A 15758-nucleotide genomic window follows, 5' to 3' on the forward strand; every position below is an offset into this window, starting at 1 on the left:
TGGCAACACCTCCTCCTCCCGGTTGCCGGTCAGTTTCTGAAGCCTGGCGCTCCTCCTCCCGCGCCAGGCTTCTTTCGTTTCAGCCAATCCTTATAAAGCTTGTATTCCAGTCGTTTCAGCGATGGGACGTGCAGTCCGCATGCTCTCTGCGACCATCATGTCGCGTGGGCCGGTCTTGACACCGTACCCCCGCCGACGTTACCTGAGGCGCATCGATATTTGTTTGACGAGCGGCACGACGCGCTGACGCGCGAGACCTTTCCTGCAAATTCGACATTCCGCGCTCCCTGCATTCGTGCGAGGGGCAAGTCAACGTTGCGAGCGAAAGGACTTCGTAATGGCTACTGGTACTGTAAAGTGGTTCAACGCCACCAAGGGTTTTGGCTTCATCCAGCCGGATGACGGCGCACAGGACGTTTTCGTCCATATCTCGGCTGTTGAGCGCGCTGGTCTCTCCGGCCTCAAGGACGGCCAGAAGATCGCCTACGAACTGGTCACCGACAAGCGTTCGGGCCGCGTTTCGGCTGATCACCTCAAGGCAGCCTGATCAGGCCTGTCTGACGCATTTTTGCGAGATTTCTGAATGGCGCCCTTGCAATCGCGGGGCGCCATTCCCATTTCAGGATCAAGCGGCAAGACGATCGATGTCGGCAGCAGCAGGCTGCACCGTCCATCAGCAAGGGTGAATATCTTTACGGGATGTTAACCGAAGCGAGCGACGATGAGACATCAGCGATGGCAGACGCCGTCGCGATCGACATGCCAACCCCGTTTCGTGGCTGACCACGGATGTACTGGCAGGACAGAAACGGGAAGGAAAGGTCGGGTTGCTCCCGGCCTTTTTGCTTTTTGGGGCTTCCCGTCTGCAGGACAGGCGGGAGGCCCTTTTGCGCTGCTGCGAATCAGAGCGCGTCCAGAATGCGGATCCAGGAACGGATGCCCTTGTGGAACGAGGTAAGATCGTACTTCTCGTTCGGCGAATGGATGCGGTCATCGATCAGGCCGTAACCGACCAGCAGCGAATCCATGCCGAGATAGGTCTGGAAGTCGCCGACGATCGGGATCGAGCCGCCCATGCCCACCACCACGGCCGGTTTCGGCCATTCCTCCGACAGTGCCGATTTCGCCTTGGTCAGCACCGGCGAATCGAAGGCCAGCTGGATGGCGGGGGAGGCGCCGTGTTCGTGGAAGTCGACGCGGCAATCGGCCGGCAGCTTCGAGCGCACATAGGCGCGGAAGCTCTCGCGGATGCTCGCCGGATCCTGCGTGCCAACCAGGCGGAAGGACACCTTGGCGGAGGCCTTGGCGGCAATCACCGTCTTGAAGCCTTCGCCGGTATAGCCGCCCCAGATGCCGTTGACTTCGCAGGTCGGGCGGGCCCAGGTCAGCTCCAGCACCGAGCGGCCCTTTTCGCCTGATGGTTCCGACAGGCCCACCTCGCCGAGGAAGCTTGTGGCATCGCGGCCGAGCGTTGCCCAGCTGGCCTTGATGTTTTCCGGCGTTTCCTCGACGCCATCGTAGAAGCCGTCCAGCGTCACGCGGCCGGTCTCGTCGCGCAGGCCGGCCAGGATCTCGGCCAGGATGTGGATCGGATTGGCGGCGGCACCCCCGAACAGGCCGGAATGCAGGTCGCGGTCGGCGGCCGTGATCGTCAGTTCCTCGCCGACCAGCCCGCGCAGGGTGGCGGCGATCGCCGGCGTTTCGCCGTCCCACATGCTGGTGTCGCAGACCAGCGCATATTCGGCCTTCAGTTCGTCCCGGTTGGCCTCCAGGAAGGGCTTCAGCGAGGGCGAACCGGATTCCTCTTCGCCTTCGAACAGGATGGTGATCGTCACCGGCAGCGCGCCGTGGACCTCCTTGTAGGCGCGGCAGGCCTCGACGAAGGTCAAGAGCTGGCCCTTGTCATCGGAGGTGCCGCGGCCCGTCACCACCTTGCGGCCATTGCCGAGATCCTTGATCTTCGGATCGAAGGGATCGCTTTCCCAGAGTTCGAGCGGATCGACGGGCTGCACATCGTAATGGCCGTAGAACAGGACGTGCGGGGCATCGGCGCGGCCGGCCGCGTGGTGTGCCACCACCATCGGGTGGCCGGGCGTATCCCGCACCGAGGCATCAAAGCCCAGTTCCGTCAGCGCTGCGACCAGCCATTCGGCCGCCCTGCGGCATTCGGCCTTGTAGGCGGGATCGGTCGAGATCGAAGGGATGCGCACGAGGTCGAACAGCCGCTCGAGGCTTGAGGAGAGATTGCTGTCGGCCCGGGCGAGAACGGTGGAAAGATCGGTCATTGCGAAGACTGCCTTGCGGGGAATATTGGCGAAGGCCGTCAGGTTAGCGGTTATTCCCCCGCGAGGGAACCACCGGTGGCCGCTTTGTCGGCGACCTGGCTTTGCTCGCGCTCCGGTATCCGATCCATGCGCCGGGCATTGGCAATCGCCATGCGCATGTATTCCAGCAAAAGCTCCCGCTCGAAGCGGCGGAAGCCCGAAAAGACCTCGTCGTCGGCGCAAGCGGCCGCATCGGTCGCCACCGGTTCCAGCGCCCGCCCCTGCTCGGTCAGCCGCACGATCTGGGCGCGCCGGTCGGCCGGATGCGGGCTGCGCCGGATCAGCCCGTCGCGTTCCATGCGGGCCAGCGTATTGGCAAGTGTCGCCTGTTCCACCTCCAGCCTGTCCAGCAGTTGCCGCTGCGTGAGGCCGTCTTCCTGCCACAGGGCAAGCAGCACGGGAAACTGTCCGGGAGAAAAGCCGAGCGCTGTTGCCCGCTTCTGCAGGGCGCGTGAGAGACCCTTGGCCAGCTGCGTGGCCAGATACAGTGCCGAATCCGAGCGTTCAAAGCCCATGCCGCCGACAACCTCTCGTCCTGTCTCTGCCGAGACAGCGGGCTGCCGTGCCGCTGAAGACGGCCCGGCCGAGCCCGGCACGGGCCTGCGTCTAGAGGGGAGCAGGCGCTTCGCTGCAACCACAGGATAGATAGCACGATATTCTTTGGTGCTTGCCTTGGCAACCACGCCCTTGTTCGGGTGCCACATGCAAAAACCGCCACGGCCGGAGGGGACGGCCGTGGCGGCGGATGAGAGGACAAAGGCCCGGAGAGGGGGTAAGGCCTTTGTCCGGTCTGACGCGGCGGGGGACAAGCCTGCAGTCAGACGGCGGCGTGATCAGTGCCGTCTTCAGGGAAATGGCCGTCACAATGCGGCTTTTCAAGGGAAGCTCCGATGACGGCCGGGTAACGTTGCGGTGAGCGGCTTTTCCATCCGCAGCCCCTGCCGGTCGGAGGGTTGCACGGTCGGCATCGGTCGGTGTTGCGGTCTGCCTGATTGGTACAGCCTGCTTTTTTGCCGGGCGCATCGCGCCTGCGCAATGGACCTTTGGCCTGCATCGCGCTATCCATCGCCCATGAAAAAAGGCGATCACCTCTTCCTCGTAGACGGTTCCGGCTTCATCTTCCGGGCCTTCCACGCGCTTCCCCCGCTGACGCGCAAGAGCGACGGCCTGCCGGTCGGCGCCGTCTCCGGTTTCTGCAACATGCTGTGGAAGCTGCTCACCAATGCCCGCGATACCAGCGTAGGCGTCACGCCGACGCATTTCGCCGTGATTTTCGACTATTCGTCGAAGACGTTCCGCAAGGAACTCTATCCGGACTACAAGGCCAACCGCTCCGCGCCGCCGGAAGAGCTGGTGCCGCAGTTCGGGCTGATCCGCCAGGCGACGCGGGCCTTCAACCTGCCCTGCATCGAGACCGACGGTTTCGAGGCCGATGACATCATCGCCACCTATGCGCGGGCGGCGGAGGCGATCGGCGCCGATGTCACCATCATTTCCTCCGACAAGGACCTGATGCAGCTGGTGACGCCGAACGTCCACATGTACGACAGCATGAAGGACAAGCAGATCGGCATCCCCGACGTCATCGAGAAATGGGGCGTGCCGCCGGAAAAGATGATCGACCTGCAGGCGATGGTCGGCGATTCCGTCGACAACGTGCCGGGCATTCCCGGCATCGGTCCGAAGACGGCCGCCCAGCTGCTCGAGGAATTTGGCGATCTCGACACGCTGCTTGCCCGCGCCTCCGAAATCAAGCAGGTCAAGCGTCGCGAAAATATCGTCGCGAATGCCGATCTGGCCCGTCTTTCCCGCCAGCTGGTGGCGCTGCGCACCGATGTCCCGCTCGAGCTTGGCCTCGATGCGCTGGTGCTGGAAAAGCAGGACGGGCCGAAACTGGTCGCCTTCCTGAAGGCCATGGAATTCGGCAGTCTGACGCGCCGCGTGGCGGACGCCTGCGATTGCGATGCGGGCGCCATCGATCCGGCCACCGTCACCGTGGAATGGGGGGCGGAGGCCCGCGGCCCGGATCTCGATCCGGGGGCAGGCGACGCACAGGCTGTCGATCCGGCGCCTTCCGGTCCAGTCGCCGACGCCCGTCCGTCCGCCTCGGAGAAAGCCGAGGGCGCAAGGGCCGCAGACCTTGCAAGTGCCCGCCATGAAGCCTTCATGGGTAAACCCATCGATCGTGCCGGCTATGTGACGATCCGCGATGTCGCGACGCTGAAGAGCTGGGTCGCGGCCGCGCGCGAAACGGGTCTCGTCGCCTTCGACACGGAAACCACCTCGCTCGATCCGATGCAGGCGGATCTGGTCGGCGTTTCGCTCGCCGTTCAGGACAACGCTGCATCGCCCGCCGCGGGTCCGATCCGTGCCGCCTATCTGCCGCTCGGCCACAAGGCCGGCGGCGACGACCTGTTCAGCGACGGCGTGAAGCTCGTCGAGGGGCAGGTGCCGATGGCCGAGGCGCTGGCACTCCTCAAGGATCTGCTGGAAGATCCGTCCGTCCTCAAGGTCGCGCAGAACCTGAAATACGATTATCTCGTCATGAAGCGGCACGGCATCACCATGGTCGGCTTCGACGACACCATGCTGATCTCCTACGTGCTGGAAGCGGGTGTTGGCGCGCATGGCATGGATACGCTTTCCGAGCGTTGGCTCGGCCACACGCCGATCGCCTACAAGGACGTGGCCGGCTCCGGAAAATCCGCCGTCACCTTCGATCGGGTCGATATCGACAAGGCGACCGCCTATGCGGCGGAAGATGCCGATGTGACGCTTCGGCTCTGGCTTGTGCTGAAGCCGCGGCTGGCGGCCGAGGGCTTGACCCGCGTCTACGAGCGTCTCGAGCGGCCGCTGGTGCCGGTGCTGGCCCATATGGAAGAGCGTGGCATCACCATCGACCGGCAGATTCTCTCGCGGCTCTCCGGCGAACTGGCGCAGAAGGCGGCAAGCTTCGAGGACGAAATCTACGCGCTTGCCGGCGAGCGGTTCAACATCGGTTCACCCAAGCAGCTGGGCGATATCCTGTTCGGCAAGATGGGGCTGCCCGGCGGTTCCAAGACCAAGACCGGGCAGTGGTCCACCTCGGCCCAGGTGCTGGAGGATCTGGCCGCGCAGGGTATAGAGCTGCCGCGCAAGATCGTCGACTGGCGCCAGCTGACCAAGCTGAAGAGCACCTATACGGACGCGCTGCCCTCCTATGTGCATCCTGAAACGAAGCGCGTGCACACCAGCTATTCGCTGGCTTCCACCAGCACGGGGCGCCTGTCTTCCTCCGAGCCGAACCTGCAGAACATTCCGGTGCGCAATGCCGAGGGCCGCAAGATCCGCACGGCCTTCATCGCAACCCCCGGCCACAAGCTCCTCTCGGCCGACTACAGCCAGATCGAACTGCGCGTGCTGGCGCATGTTGCGGACATTCCGCAACTGCGTCAGGCGTTTGCCGATGGTATCGACATTCACGCCATGACTGCCTCGGAAATGTTCGGCGTTCCCGTGGAAGGCATGCCGTCGGAGGTGCGTCGCCGTGCCAAGGCGATCAATTTCGGCATCATCTACGGCATTTCCGCCTTCGGCCTTGCCAACCAGCTCGGCATCGAACGCTCGGAAGCGGGCGACTACATCAAGAAATATTTCGAGCGCTTCCCGGGCATCCGCGACTACATGGAAAACACCAAGGCCTTTGCCCGCGAGCACGGCTATGTGGAAACCATCTTCGGGCGGCGCGCGCATTATCCCGAAATCAAGTCCTCCAACCCCTCGGTGCGGGCCTTCAACGAGCGCGCGGCGATCAACGCCCCGATCCAGGGATCTGCGGCCGACATCATTCGTCGGGCCATGGTGCAGGTCGAGCCGGCGCTCGCCCGCATGGGTCTTTCCGAGCGTGTGCGGATGCTGCTGCAGGTGCATGACGAACTGATCTTCGAGGTGGAGGACGAGGCGATCGAGGCGGCGATGCCCGTCATCGTGTCGACCATGGAGCATGCCGCCATGCCGGCGCTCTCCATGCGGGTGCCGCTGAAGGTGGATGCGCGTGCGGCCCATAACTGGGACGAAGCCCACTGAGGTTGACGCATGACAATGCAGGCCGTTCGGCCTGCACTCAGTTCAGGCTGGCGGGATAAAGCGACGAAAGGGCGGTGCCGAGCAGGCTGCGTGCATAGTCCTGTGCCGATTTCTGGCATTGCTGCGAAAGGCCGAGTTCGTCACAGCGGTGGTCGACCGTCTGCAGGATGAGCTGCATCAGGCTGTTGGCCTGTTCCCTGTCGGCCGTCTCGGATGTGTCCATCACCATGGCAAGTGCCGACATGGTAACGATTTCCAGGACCACGAGGCGGGCTTCCAGAGCCGTGATCGCTTCATAGGTCGGCATGTCCCGGATCGTGGATTGCGCCATCTGGACTCCTTTTTGGAATGCGTGCCACTCACCGGCCGCTCTTTCTGCCTGCCGCCAGTCTAACGAGGGAATAACCTCTGTGCCACTCCCGCATTTCAGGGAGCTTTCAGGCTTTGTGCAGCGCTTTCGAAAGAATATCCACGAGTTTGCTTCCCGCGCGCGCGATGTCATCACTGTTGTCGATGGTCACCACACTGTAATCGCCGACGACGGACAGCTGCGCTCGCTCCAGTCTTGCCAGAATATCCTCCCGTGTTTCTCGTCCGCGGACCACAAGACGCTCGGCCAGGATCTCCGGACGCGCGGTAATATTGATCACCAGCAGGTTCTTGTAGGCCTCCTGGAAGTGCGGCAAAGCGGAGCGGGAACCATTGGCGACCAGCACCATGCCGGCGGCCAGTTCCGCCTGTGTGCGGCGTGGAATGCCATAGTGGAGGCCGTGCGCCATCCAGGATACGGCAAAGCCGCCCGCCTGTTCCATGGCGGCGAAATCCTCGGAGCTGACCCCTTCGTGATCCTCGCCGCCGGCATCGGCGGGCCGGGTAATGAAACGGCGCACGAAGCGAAGGCGCGGCTCGTCGCGAAAATGAGCCGCCGCAAAGGCCATCAGCGTATCCTTGCCCGCGCCGCTCGGGCCGACGACGACGGCCATGGTGCCGCCTCCAGCGGCATGTTCCGGTGTGCCGGCTGCGGGTTTCTCCTCTGTACTGCCCATCACGCCACCCGTCGTCCTGCACGCCAGACCGAGCGACTGACCGGAACGCCTTCCTGCCGGTGGACCCGCACCAGATCGGCGCGCAGGCCGGGTGCAATGCGGCCGCGATCCGTGAGGCCGACCGTCTTGGCAGGGGTCGCGCTCACCATGGCGATTGCCTGCGGCAGTGACAGCCCTTCAACGGTATCGGCCAGAATGAAAGGCGCGTGCAGGAGGCTCAGCGGCACGTAATCGGAGGAGAGCACGTCGAGCACGCCGAGATCCGCGAGGTCGCGGGCGGCGATATTGCCGGAATGGGATTTGCCGCGCACCACATTCGGTGCCCCCATCAGCACGCTCATGCCCGCCGCATGCGAGGCGCGCGCCGCCTCCAGGCTGGTCGGAAACTCTGCCAGCCGCACGCCATGGCCCCTGGCCTCTTCCACATGGGCAAGCGTCGCATCGTCATGGCTCGCGACCGTGATGCCGCGTTCGGCGCAGCGCGCCGCCAGTTCATCACGGTGCTTGGCCGAATAGCGTTCGGAGGCGTCTTTTCTGACCTTCATGAAGGCCTCGAACGCCTCGTCCGAGAGGCCGCGCTTCTTCTTGTAGAAGAAGACATATTGCTCCAGCGACTGGAACTGGCGCTGGCCGGGCGCATGGTCCATCAGCGAGGCAAGCCGCACGCGGGGATCACCCTCGAAATCGGAAAACTGGTCGATCACGTCGGCGCAGGGCACCTCGCAGCGCAGGTGGATCAGGTGCTCGGCCCTGAGACGCCCGGCCGCTTCGGCCGCCTCGATCGCATCGGCAAGGCGCCGCATCTCGCCGCGCTCGAAGCCACCATCCTCATCCGAGCCGAGGCGCAGGCAATCGAAGACGGTGGTGATGCCCGATGTCGCGATCTGTGCATCATGCGCCTGGATGGCGGCTGTCGTATCCCAGCGCACGCCGGGACGGGGCGAATAATGCTGTTCCAGATGGTCGGTGTGCAGTTCCACCAGGCCTGGAATCAGGAAATCTCCTTCGAGATCCTCGCCGGTCGCAAGCACACCTTCCGAAATATCTGCGATCTGTCCGTCAATGATCTGAAGGGCGCCATCGACGATCCTGTCTTCGAGGACGATGCGGGCGTTTTTCAGGATAAGTTCCTGGCTCATGCGTGGCTCCTGTCGGTATTCGGCGTGCCGCCGAGGGGGGCATGGCGGTCAACACGGAAGGGGGCACCCCGCGTGGGTTCCACGAAGAGGCCGAGATGGGCAATGGGAAGCGGCCGGCCGATAAAGGTGGAAAAGCGGGATTCGAGAAGCGCACGCATTCCTGGGCGTGCATCTTCCGGCACGGGCCCCGTCAGCGTCATGTGAAAGCGGAATTCCTCGAAGACGTAAGGATAGCCCCATTCGTCGAGCAGGGCGCGCTGACGCTCGGTGAGCCGCTCCGGCTTGCGTCGCGCCACATCCTCCGGCGACAGCGGCGCACGAAACGGCTCGAAGGCGCGGGTGATCTCGGCGCAGAGCGCGTCGATTGCCTGCGAATCGCCGTCCGGCACCAGCGCGAAGAAGGGGCCGATCCCCGCCAGGCAGAGTTTCGGGATCGTCACAGGTGCCGTTCGATTGCAGAAGGTGTCGAAGGCTTCGGCAAGATCCTCCACCGTCTTTTCGGAGGAAAGCGTGAAGGGGGCCTTCAGCGTGGCGTGAAAGCCGTAGCGGCGCGGCTCCGCCGTCAGCGCCTGCCATTCCTCCAAGGGAAGGCCTGAATCGGCGGGTGGCGAGATACCCTGTTCCGAAAATGCGTCGCGGCCGAGCCAGAGGGCTGCGGCACGGTTCAACGGATCATCCTGGGGCGGAGCGAAATAGACGGCATGGCGCATGAGAGGGAGACTCACCCGTGACTGGGGACTGGAAGAAGGTCCCTCTAGCGGAAAGCCGTGACGCAACGATGTCAAGCATCAACATTCCCGAAACGGATTCGTGCAACTCTTTATGCCGCTCGTGCATTGAAAGGCAGGCACGACACGCAAAACGGGAGAATTCGCATGGAACCCGGCATCCTCATCGGCACCTTCCTCTCTGTCCTCGCCGCCAGCGGCCTGATCAGCGCCTACTGGTACGGCCGCTGACGGCAGCTGCGATCCCCAATGAAAAGGCGCCGCCGGATGCCGGCAGCGCCTGAGAAAGACTCTGGCGGGATGTGTCAGTGGGCGCCGGACATGTCGCCCAGCACGTCCTTGGAGGCGACGGTCGAATCGGCATTCAGCTTGTAGACCATCGGCACACCCGTCGCGAGGTTGAGCTTCAGGATCTCTTCCTTCGACAGACGGTCGAGCACCATCACCAGCGAGCGCAGCGAATTGCCGTGGGCGGCCACCAGAACCGTTTCGCCGCGCAGCACGCGCGGAAGAATTTCCGTCATGAAATAGGGCCAGACGCGGGCGCCGGTGTCGCGCAGGGACTCGCCGCCGGGCGGCGGCACGTCATAGGAGCGGCGCCAGATGTGCACCTGCTCTTCGCCCCACTTTTCGCGGGCATCGTCCTTGTTGAGGCCGGAGAGGTCGCCGTAGTCGCGCTCGTTCAGCGCCTGGTCGCGAATGGTTTCGAGATCCGGCTGGCCGACCTTTTCGAGAACGATGCGGCAGGTCTCCTGGGCGCGCTTCAGCGCCGAGGTGAAGGCGATGTCGAACTTGATGCCGTAATCTGCCAGCGCCTGGCCGCCGGTCTCGGCTTCCTTTACGCCAAGCTCCGTCAGGTCGGGGTCCTTCCAGCCGGTGAAAAGGTTCTTCAGGTTCCAGTCGCTCTGCCCGTGGCGAACGAGGACGAGGGTTCCGCTCATGTATGCCTCCAGTATGGGATCAAAGGATCAGTGGGACAGCCCGAGGACGTCGAGCATGGAAAACAGGCCGGGCTTCTGGTCGCGCGCCCAGAGCGCCGCCGCCACCGCGCCGCGGGCGAAGATCGAGCGGTCGAGTGCCGAGTGCGAGAGGGTAACGAGTTCGCCTTCGCCGGCCAGGATCGCCGAATGCTCGCCGACGACCGAACCGCCGCGCAGCGTGGCAAAGCCGATGGAGCCCACGGGACGGGCGCCGGTATGGCCGTCGCGCACGCGCACCGAACTGGATTTGAGATCGATGCCGCGACCCTTCGCAGCCGCTTCGCCGAGCAGCAGCGCCGTGCCGGAGGGGGCATCCACCTTGTGCTTGTGATGCATTTCGAGGATCTCGATGTCCCAGGCGGATGGCGGAAGCGCGCGCGCGGCTTGCTCCACGAGAACGCCGAGCAGGTTGACGCCGAGGCTCATATTGCCGGATTTCACGATGCGGGCATGGCGGGCAGCGGCTGCAATGCGCGCTTCGTCATCCTCGCCGCAACCGGTGGTGCCGATCACATGCACGATGCGGGCCTGCGCCGCCAGCCCTGCAAATTCCACCGTGCCGGCCGGCGAGGTGAAGTCGATCACCCCATCGGCATGCAGGAAGGCCTGCAGCGGATCGCTGGTCACCGGTACGCCGAGCGTTCCCGCGCCTGCCAGTTCGCCGGCATCCTTGCCGATGAAGGGGGAACCTTCCCGCTCGATGGCGGCATGCAGCGCAACGCCCTGCGTTTCCTTGATGACGCGGATGATGGTCTGGCCCATCCGTCCGGCGGCGCCGACCACCACCAGCTTCATGTCATGCTCGCTCATGCGGAAATGCGGCTCCCTGTCGTGTGGATCTGGCGTGGCGAAGGGCTCGCCGGAAGGTGCGGTCCATGGGGCGCCCGTCAGACGGGCGCCTGCAGATTGTTGAGGCGAGCGTAAAGCCCGTCCGGGCGGCGCGCAAGGCTCTCGTGGTTGCCTTCCTCCATCACCCGTCCCTCGGCCATCACGATGATCTTGTCGGCCTTGACGATGGTGGAGAGGCGATGGGCGACGACGACGACGGTGCGGCCCTTCATGGCCGTGTCGAGCGCCTTCTGCACGGCCGCCTCCGATTCGTTGTCCAGCGCCGAGGTCGCCTCGTCGAGGAGCAGGATCGGTGCCCGGCGGACCAGCGCGCGGGCAATCGACAGGCGCTGGCGCTGGCCACCGGACAGCGTCACGCCGTTTTCGCCGACCGGCGTCTCGTAGCTCTGCGGCTGGGCCAGGATGAAGTCATGGGCGTAGGCGAGGCGCGCGGCCTCCTCCACCTCCGCATCACTCGCCTCCGGGCGTCCGTAGCGGATGTTGTCGCGGATCGTGCCCTCGAACAGGTAGGGCTGCTGCGACACATAAGCCAGGTGTTGGCGCAGCGACGCCTTCGTGACCTGCGAAATGTCCTGGCCATCGATCAGAATGGCGCCTTCGGACGGGTCATAGAAACGCGGAATGAGCGAGATGATGGTCGATTTTCCGGCACCGGAGGGGCCGACAAGCGCTGTCGTCTTGCCGCCTTCGGCGACAATGTCGACGGCTTTCAGGATCGCGTCGCCCTCGCCGTAGCGGAAGGTGACACCCTTCAGTTCCACGCGGGCCTCGCTCACCACCAGGTCCGGCGCGCCGGGCCGCTCGCGCTGCTGCGGCTGCAGGTCGAGAAGCGCGTAGATCATCCGGGCATTCACGACGGCACGTTCCATCTGCACCTGCAGCTTGGCGAGCCGGCGGGCCGGATCATAGGCCATCAGCAGCGCGGTGATGAAGGCGAAGAAGGCGCCCGGCGGTACGCCATCATAGATCGAGCGGAAGGCGGCATAGCCGACGACGCTGGAAATCGACAGGCCGGCAAAGGTTTCGGTCAGCGGCGAGGTGCGTTCCGTCAGCCGGGCAATGCGGTTGGAACGGTTTTCGGCGGCATCGATGATGCCGTTGACCTTGCGGCTGAGTTCCTCTTCCATCGTGAAGGCCTTGACGATGGCAATACCCTGAATGGTTTCCTGCATCGCGCCGAGCACGTGGCTGTTCAGCTCGACCGATTCGCGGGTGGCGCTGCGCAGGCGCCTCGAGACGTAGCGCAAGGCATAGAGCAGCGGCGGCGCCACGCCGAAGACGATCAGCGACAGGATCGGATCCTTGGTGATCATCACGAAGATCAGCGCGATCAGGCTGAGAAAATCGCGGGCGGTCGAGGTGACCGTGAGGTTCAGGACGTCGCGGATGCCGTTGACGTTCTGGCTGATCTGGGCGGCGAGATGCGCCGAGCGGGACTCGCTGTAGAAGCCGACCGACAGCTTCATCAGGTGGGTATAGAGCCGCTTCTGATATTGTGCGACGATGTTGTTGCCGATCTTGGAGAGCGTGACGGCCTGCCCGTAGCTCGCCAGGCCTCGCAGAACGAAGGCGATGAAGATCGCGCCACAGATGATCCAGACCAGATCGGCGCGCTTGTTGGCGAAGGCCTCGTTCACCACCGATTCCATGATCCAGGCGGTAAAGGCGGTCGATAGAGCCACGGCGACGAGACACAGAATGGCGAAAAGATAACCGCGCACATGTTCACGGCCGTTTTCGGCGATGATGCGTTTCAGCACGCTGGTCAACGTACCGGAATCGAGCTGTGCATTGCGTTGCTGGGCTTTTTCGGCTTCTTCCAACAAGATGGTCCTATCATAGAACGCGGCATTCTTGTCCGCGAGGCGGTCTTACCCAGTCGCGGCAGGCTTGGCTAGCGCCCGGCCACGATTCCGGGTTCCTGTTGCATTCGCGCCTTGATCCTGCGCTCAACCGCGCCAGCGGCGTCCGTCTGTCGAGATGCCGAAATGGCCGGGCGTGCGGGCAAACGAGGCAAGACCGGCGAGTGCTGCCTGCGGATGGGTGACGACGAAGGTCGGGATATGCCGCATCAGCGCCGTGTGCGGGGCCTTGTCCTCGAAGGCGGCGCGGAATTCCGGGCGCTTGAGGGCAGGCACGATCTTCTGCGAGATGCCGCCGGCCAGATAGACGCCGCCCTTCGCCATCATCACCAGCGCCATGTCGCCGGCCACACGGCCGAGATAGGTGACGAACAGCACCAGCGTTTCGGCCGCCTGGGCGTTCTCGCCGGACAGGCCGTGGGCCGTGATATCCGCCGGCACGGACAAGACCGGCGCGACGCCATCAGCGGCGCAGACGGCGCGGTAAAGGTTCACGAGACCGCGTCCGCAGAGGATCTGTTCGGCCGAAACACGGCCCTCGATGCGCTCGATATGCGGAAACACCGCGGCATCACGCGCCGTGCGCGGACCGAGATCCACATGGCCGCCTTCGCCGGGCACCGGAAACCACATGTCGCGGGCATGCACGAGGCCGGCAACCCCAAGCCCGGTTCCGGGGCCTAGCACCACGCGCGAGGCCAGCGGCGCGGAGGAGACGGTGCCGACCGTCTCGCGCGCCTCTTCCGGCAGTGTCGCGACCGCCAGCGCCTGCGCCTCGAAATCGTTGATGACGAGAACGTCGCCGAAGCCGAGGTCGCCGATCAGGATCTTCGGCCGAACCACCCAGTCGCAATTGGTGAGCGGAATCTCGTCGCCCTCGATCGGACCGGCAATGGCCAGGATTGCCGAGCGCGGCTTCATCGATGTCTTGTCCAGCACGTCCTTCTGGATGGCTTCCTCGATGGTCGGGAAATCGGCCGTACGGATATTGGGAAACTGCATCGGTTCTGCGAAGGCGTCCGTCAGGATCCAGAACCGCGCATTGGTGCCGCCGATGTCGCCGATCAGGATCGGGAAGGCGGGCTTGTCAGTGTCCAGCGTTCTTGCCATCACAAAGGTTCCGTCGTTGCAGCCGTTCATCGGCCTATTCGCGCCAGGGTTTCACCGGCGGTTCTAGCGGTGGTCTTACTGGAAATCGATCAGCTTTTCAGCCGTGGCGCGGTTGAGGGCCATCGGAATGTCGTAGACGGTGGCGAGCCGCGTCAATGCCTTGACATCCACGTCATGGGGCAGCGGCGTCAGGGGATCGGTGAAGAAGATCAGCATCGAGACTTCGCCGGTGGCGATCATCGCGCCGATCTGCTGGTCGCCACCGAGCGGACCGCTTTTCAGCCGCGTCACGTCGAGGCTCGGCGCTGCCTCCAGCACGCGTCCGCCCGTCGTGCCCGTCGCGACGATGCGAAACTGCGACAGTGCCCTCTCGTGCTGTCTGGCGAAGGCGGCCATCTCGTCCTTCTTCTGGTCATGCGCGATGAGTGCGATGCAGGGTCTGTCCGCCACGGGCCTATCCTTGGATGTTCCTCTCCAGGCCGGTTTCTATACCGAACAGGGGGCGCAAGAAAAGGCTTTAAAACGATTTATATGCGGATCGCCGGTGGCATTCACCCTGGCTGTCGCGCGCCTGCCGCAAGGGTGTTCCACGCTTTACTGCGCGGGCCTTGCGCGCGGCATCGGCACGTCTTCCGAGGGCGTGGGGCCATTCGCGTCATCCGCCTCCGGCCCGGCCTGCATCGGCGCCATGGCGGCGCTTGGCATTGTCCCGGCGGCGGCCGGTGCCGACAGCAGGGCAGCGCAGGCGCGTGGCAGATCCGACACCATCACCGGGCGCGGCGGCGCCGGAGGCTTCTTCTTCGGATCGGGTTTGGCCCAGGGCTCGTCAGTGAACCACCAGGCAAGCGACTTGTCGCAGCCGTCGCCGGCTGCCACCGGCGCCTGCGGCTTGCAGCTGGCAAGGCCGGGCGGGCAGGTGAGGCGGATGTGGAAGTGTTCGTCATGGCCGTACATCGGCCGCACCTTGCCGAGCAGCGACCGGTCGCCGGTCCAGCTCTCACAGAGCTTCTTCTTGATCGCCGGATTGACGAAGATGCGTTCCACCTGCGGATAGCTTGCCGCCGTCATCACCAGCCGCGCGGCCGTCGGCGTGAACCTGCGGGTATCGACGGTCAGGAACTTGCTCTTGTCCAGCATCGAGGTGAAGGGCAGCGTTTCGCGCTGCTGGCGGGTCAGACGCTGCTCCGGCATCGGTGTGAACCAGACATCCACATCGAGCCCGATCTGGTGCGAGGCATGGCCGGAGGCCATTGGCCCGCCGCGCGGCTGCGACATGTCGCCGACGAGGATGCCGTTGCCCCAGCCGATGCGCGCCGCATCCTGCGACAGGCGCTCCAGCAGGGAAACCGTTTGCGGCATGCCCCAGTGGCGGTTGCGCGACAGGCGCATGGCCTGCCAGTGCGGCCCGTCATCGCCAAGCGCCACGGCACCCGAAATGCAGCCTTTGGCATAGGAACCAATCGGCGTGGGAGCGCCGCCGCTGGGGGCGGCAACGGCACCAAAGGCCTTCTTGGCCTCCTGATCGGCAAGGGCAGCCGCCGGAAAGGTGGCGGGAAGCGAAAAGGCCGTCAACAACAGAAGCGCGGTGGCGGCCATGCGGCGGGACAGGGGGCAAGACGTCGGCATCAGATCCAGGACTGCGAGAAGCGGCGGAG

General features: G+C 64.5%; 14 protein-coding genes. 2 read left to right on the forward strand and 12 right to left on the reverse strand.

Annotated features, from left to right (window positions below; genetic code table 11):
* Positions 1 to 337: 337 nt before the first annotated feature.
* The gene (locus FNA46_RS17980; protein WP_143126589.1) at positions 338 to 547 is read left to right on the forward strand and encodes a cold-shock protein; all 210 of its coding nucleotides are present in this window, start codon (positions 338 to 340) and stop codon (positions 545 to 547) included.
* A gap of 355 nt (positions 548 to 902) precedes the next feature.
* Here FNA46_RS17980 and FNA46_RS17985 read toward each other — a convergent pair whose 3' ends face one another.
* Positions 903 to 2285 (reverse strand): dipeptidase, encoded by a 1383-nt coding sequence (locus FNA46_RS17985; protein ID WP_143126590.1) that lies wholly within the window; start codon positions 2283 to 2285, stop codon positions 903 to 905.
* A 50-nt stretch (positions 2286 to 2335) separates the two neighbouring features.
* A complete protein-coding gene (locus FNA46_RS17990) occupies positions 2336 to 2839 on the reverse strand; it encodes a MarR family winged helix-turn-helix transcriptional regulator (protein WP_143126591.1) in 504 nt (167 codons plus the stop codon).
* Between the two features lie 556 nt (positions 2840 to 3395).
* Here FNA46_RS17990 and polA point away from each other — a divergent pair.
* Positions 3396 to 6389: a DNA polymerase I gene (polA, locus tag FNA46_RS17995; RefSeq protein WP_143126592.1), complete on the forward strand. Its 2994-nt coding sequence runs from the start codon at positions 3396 to 3398 to the stop codon at positions 6387 to 6389.
* A 37-nt stretch (positions 6390 to 6426) separates the two neighbouring features.
* On the opposite strand, the gene FNA46_RS18000 is transcribed toward polA, so the two are convergent.
* The 10 genes from FNA46_RS18000 to mepA all read right to left on the reverse strand — a co-directional run bounded on the left by FNA46_RS18000 (position 6427) and on the right by mepA (position 15729).
* Entirely contained in the window at positions 6427 to 6720 is a 294-nt protein-coding gene (locus FNA46_RS18000; RefSeq protein WP_143126593.1) for a hypothetical protein, read from the reverse strand.
* Positions 6721 to 6826: 106 nt separating this feature from the next.
* Positions 6827 to 7435: a phosphonate metabolism protein/1,5-bisphosphokinase (PRPP-forming) PhnN gene (phnN, locus tag FNA46_RS18005; protein ID WP_143126649.1), complete on the reverse strand. Its 609-nt coding sequence runs from the start codon at positions 7433 to 7435 to the stop codon at positions 6827 to 6829.
* The gene (locus FNA46_RS18010; protein WP_143126594.1) at positions 7435 to 8574 is read right to left on the reverse strand and encodes an alpha-D-ribose 1-methylphosphonate 5-triphosphate diphosphatase; all 1140 of its coding nucleotides are present in this window, start codon (positions 8572 to 8574) and stop codon (positions 7435 to 7437) included. Before FNA46_RS18010 ends, phnN begins: the two co-directional genes overlap by 1 nt.
* Positions 8571 to 9284, reverse strand: a complete 714-nt coding sequence (locus tag FNA46_RS18015; RefSeq protein ID WP_143126595.1) for a DUF1045 domain-containing protein — start codon at positions 9282 to 9284, stop codon at positions 8571 to 8573. Before FNA46_RS18015 ends, FNA46_RS18010 begins: the two co-directional genes overlap by 4 nt.
* A gap of 323 nt (positions 9285 to 9607) precedes the next feature.
* Positions 9608 to 10243, reverse strand: coding sequence for a 2,3-bisphosphoglycerate-dependent phosphoglycerate mutase (locus tag FNA46_RS18020; protein WP_143126596.1), 636 nt, complete (start codon positions 10241 to 10243; stop codon positions 9608 to 9610).
* A gap of 27 nt (positions 10244 to 10270) precedes the next feature.
* Complete coding sequence (dapB, locus tag FNA46_RS18025; protein WP_143126597.1) at positions 10271 to 11092, reverse strand: 4-hydroxy-tetrahydrodipicolinate reductase; 822 nt, start codon at positions 11090 to 11092, stop codon at positions 10271 to 10273.
* A gap of 77 nt (positions 11093 to 11169) precedes the next feature.
* Positions 11170 to 12954 carry an ABC transporter ATP-binding protein gene (locus FNA46_RS18030; protein ID WP_143126598.1) on the reverse strand — a complete coding sequence of 595 codons (1785 nt, stop codon included), beginning with the start codon at positions 12952 to 12954 and terminating at the stop codon, positions 11170 to 11172.
* A 126-nt stretch (positions 12955 to 13080) separates the two neighbouring features.
* Positions 13081 to 14103 carry a glucokinase gene (locus FNA46_RS18035; protein WP_143126599.1) on the reverse strand — a complete coding sequence of 341 codons (1023 nt, stop codon included), beginning with the start codon at positions 14101 to 14103 and terminating at the stop codon, positions 13081 to 13083.
* Between the two features lie 75 nt (positions 14104 to 14178).
* A complete protein-coding gene (locus FNA46_RS18040) occupies positions 14179 to 14553 on the reverse strand; it encodes a methylglyoxal synthase (protein WP_143126600.1) in 375 nt (124 codons plus the stop codon).
* 144 nt (positions 14554 to 14697) lie between these two features.
* Positions 14698 to 15729, reverse strand: coding sequence for a penicillin-insensitive murein endopeptidase (gene mepA / locus FNA46_RS18045; RefSeq protein ID WP_425468780.1), 1032 nt, complete (start codon positions 15727 to 15729; stop codon positions 14698 to 14700).
* Positions 15730 to 15758: the final 29 nt, after the last annotated feature.

The sequence above is a fragment of the Affinirhizobium straminoryzae genome (assembly GCF_007004135.1).
In the GTDB taxonomy this organism is placed as follows: domain Bacteria; phylum Pseudomonadota; class Alphaproteobacteria; order Rhizobiales; family Rhizobiaceae; genus Neorhizobium; species Neorhizobium straminoryzae.

What these genes read in the sequence shown, in the direction of transcription:
- FNA46_RS17980 (WP_143126589.1), top strand. Translation starts at nt 338, where the DNA reads ATGGCTACTGGTACTGTAAAGTGGTTCAACGCCACCAAGGGTTTTGGC.
- FNA46_RS17985 (WP_143126590.1), bottom strand. Translation starts at nt 2,285, where the DNA reads ATGACCGATCTTTCCACCGTTCTCGCCCGGGCCGACAGCAATCTCTCC.
- FNA46_RS17990 (WP_143126591.1), bottom strand. Translation starts at nt 2,839, where the DNA reads ATGGGCTTTGAACGCTCGGATTCGGCACTGTATCTGGCCACGCAGCTG.
- polA (WP_143126592.1), top strand. Translation starts at nt 3,396, where the DNA reads ATGAAAAAAGGCGATCACCTCTTCCTCGTAGACGGTTCCGGCTTCATC.
- FNA46_RS18000 (WP_143126593.1), bottom strand. Translation starts at nt 6,720, where the DNA reads ATGGCGCAATCCACGATCCGGGACATGCCGACCTATGAAGCGATCACG.
- phnN (WP_143126649.1), bottom strand. Translation starts at nt 7,435, where the DNA reads ATGGGCAGTACAGAGGAGAAACCCGCAGCCGGCACACCGGAACATGCC.
- FNA46_RS18010 (WP_143126594.1), bottom strand. Translation starts at nt 8,574, where the DNA reads ATGAGCCAGGAACTTATCCTGAAAAACGCCCGCATCGTCCTCGAAGAC.
- FNA46_RS18015 (WP_143126595.1), bottom strand. Translation starts at nt 9,284, where the DNA reads ATGCGCCATGCCGTCTATTTCGCTCCGCCCCAGGATGATCCGTTGAAC.
- FNA46_RS18020 (WP_143126596.1), bottom strand. Translation starts at nt 10,243, where the DNA reads ATGAGCGGAACCCTCGTCCTCGTTCGCCACGGGCAGAGCGACTGGAAC.
- dapB (WP_143126597.1), bottom strand. Translation starts at nt 11,092, where the DNA reads ATGAGCGAGCATGACATGAAGCTGGTGGTGGTCGGCGCCGCCGGACGG.
- FNA46_RS18035 (WP_143126599.1), bottom strand. Translation starts at nt 14,103, where the DNA reads ATGGCAAGAACGCTGGACACTGACAAGCCCGCCTTCCCGATCCTGATC.
- mepA (WP_425468780.1), bottom strand. Translation starts at nt 15,729, where the DNA reads ATGCCGACGTCTTGCCCCCTGTCCCGCCGCATGGCCGCCACCGCGCTT.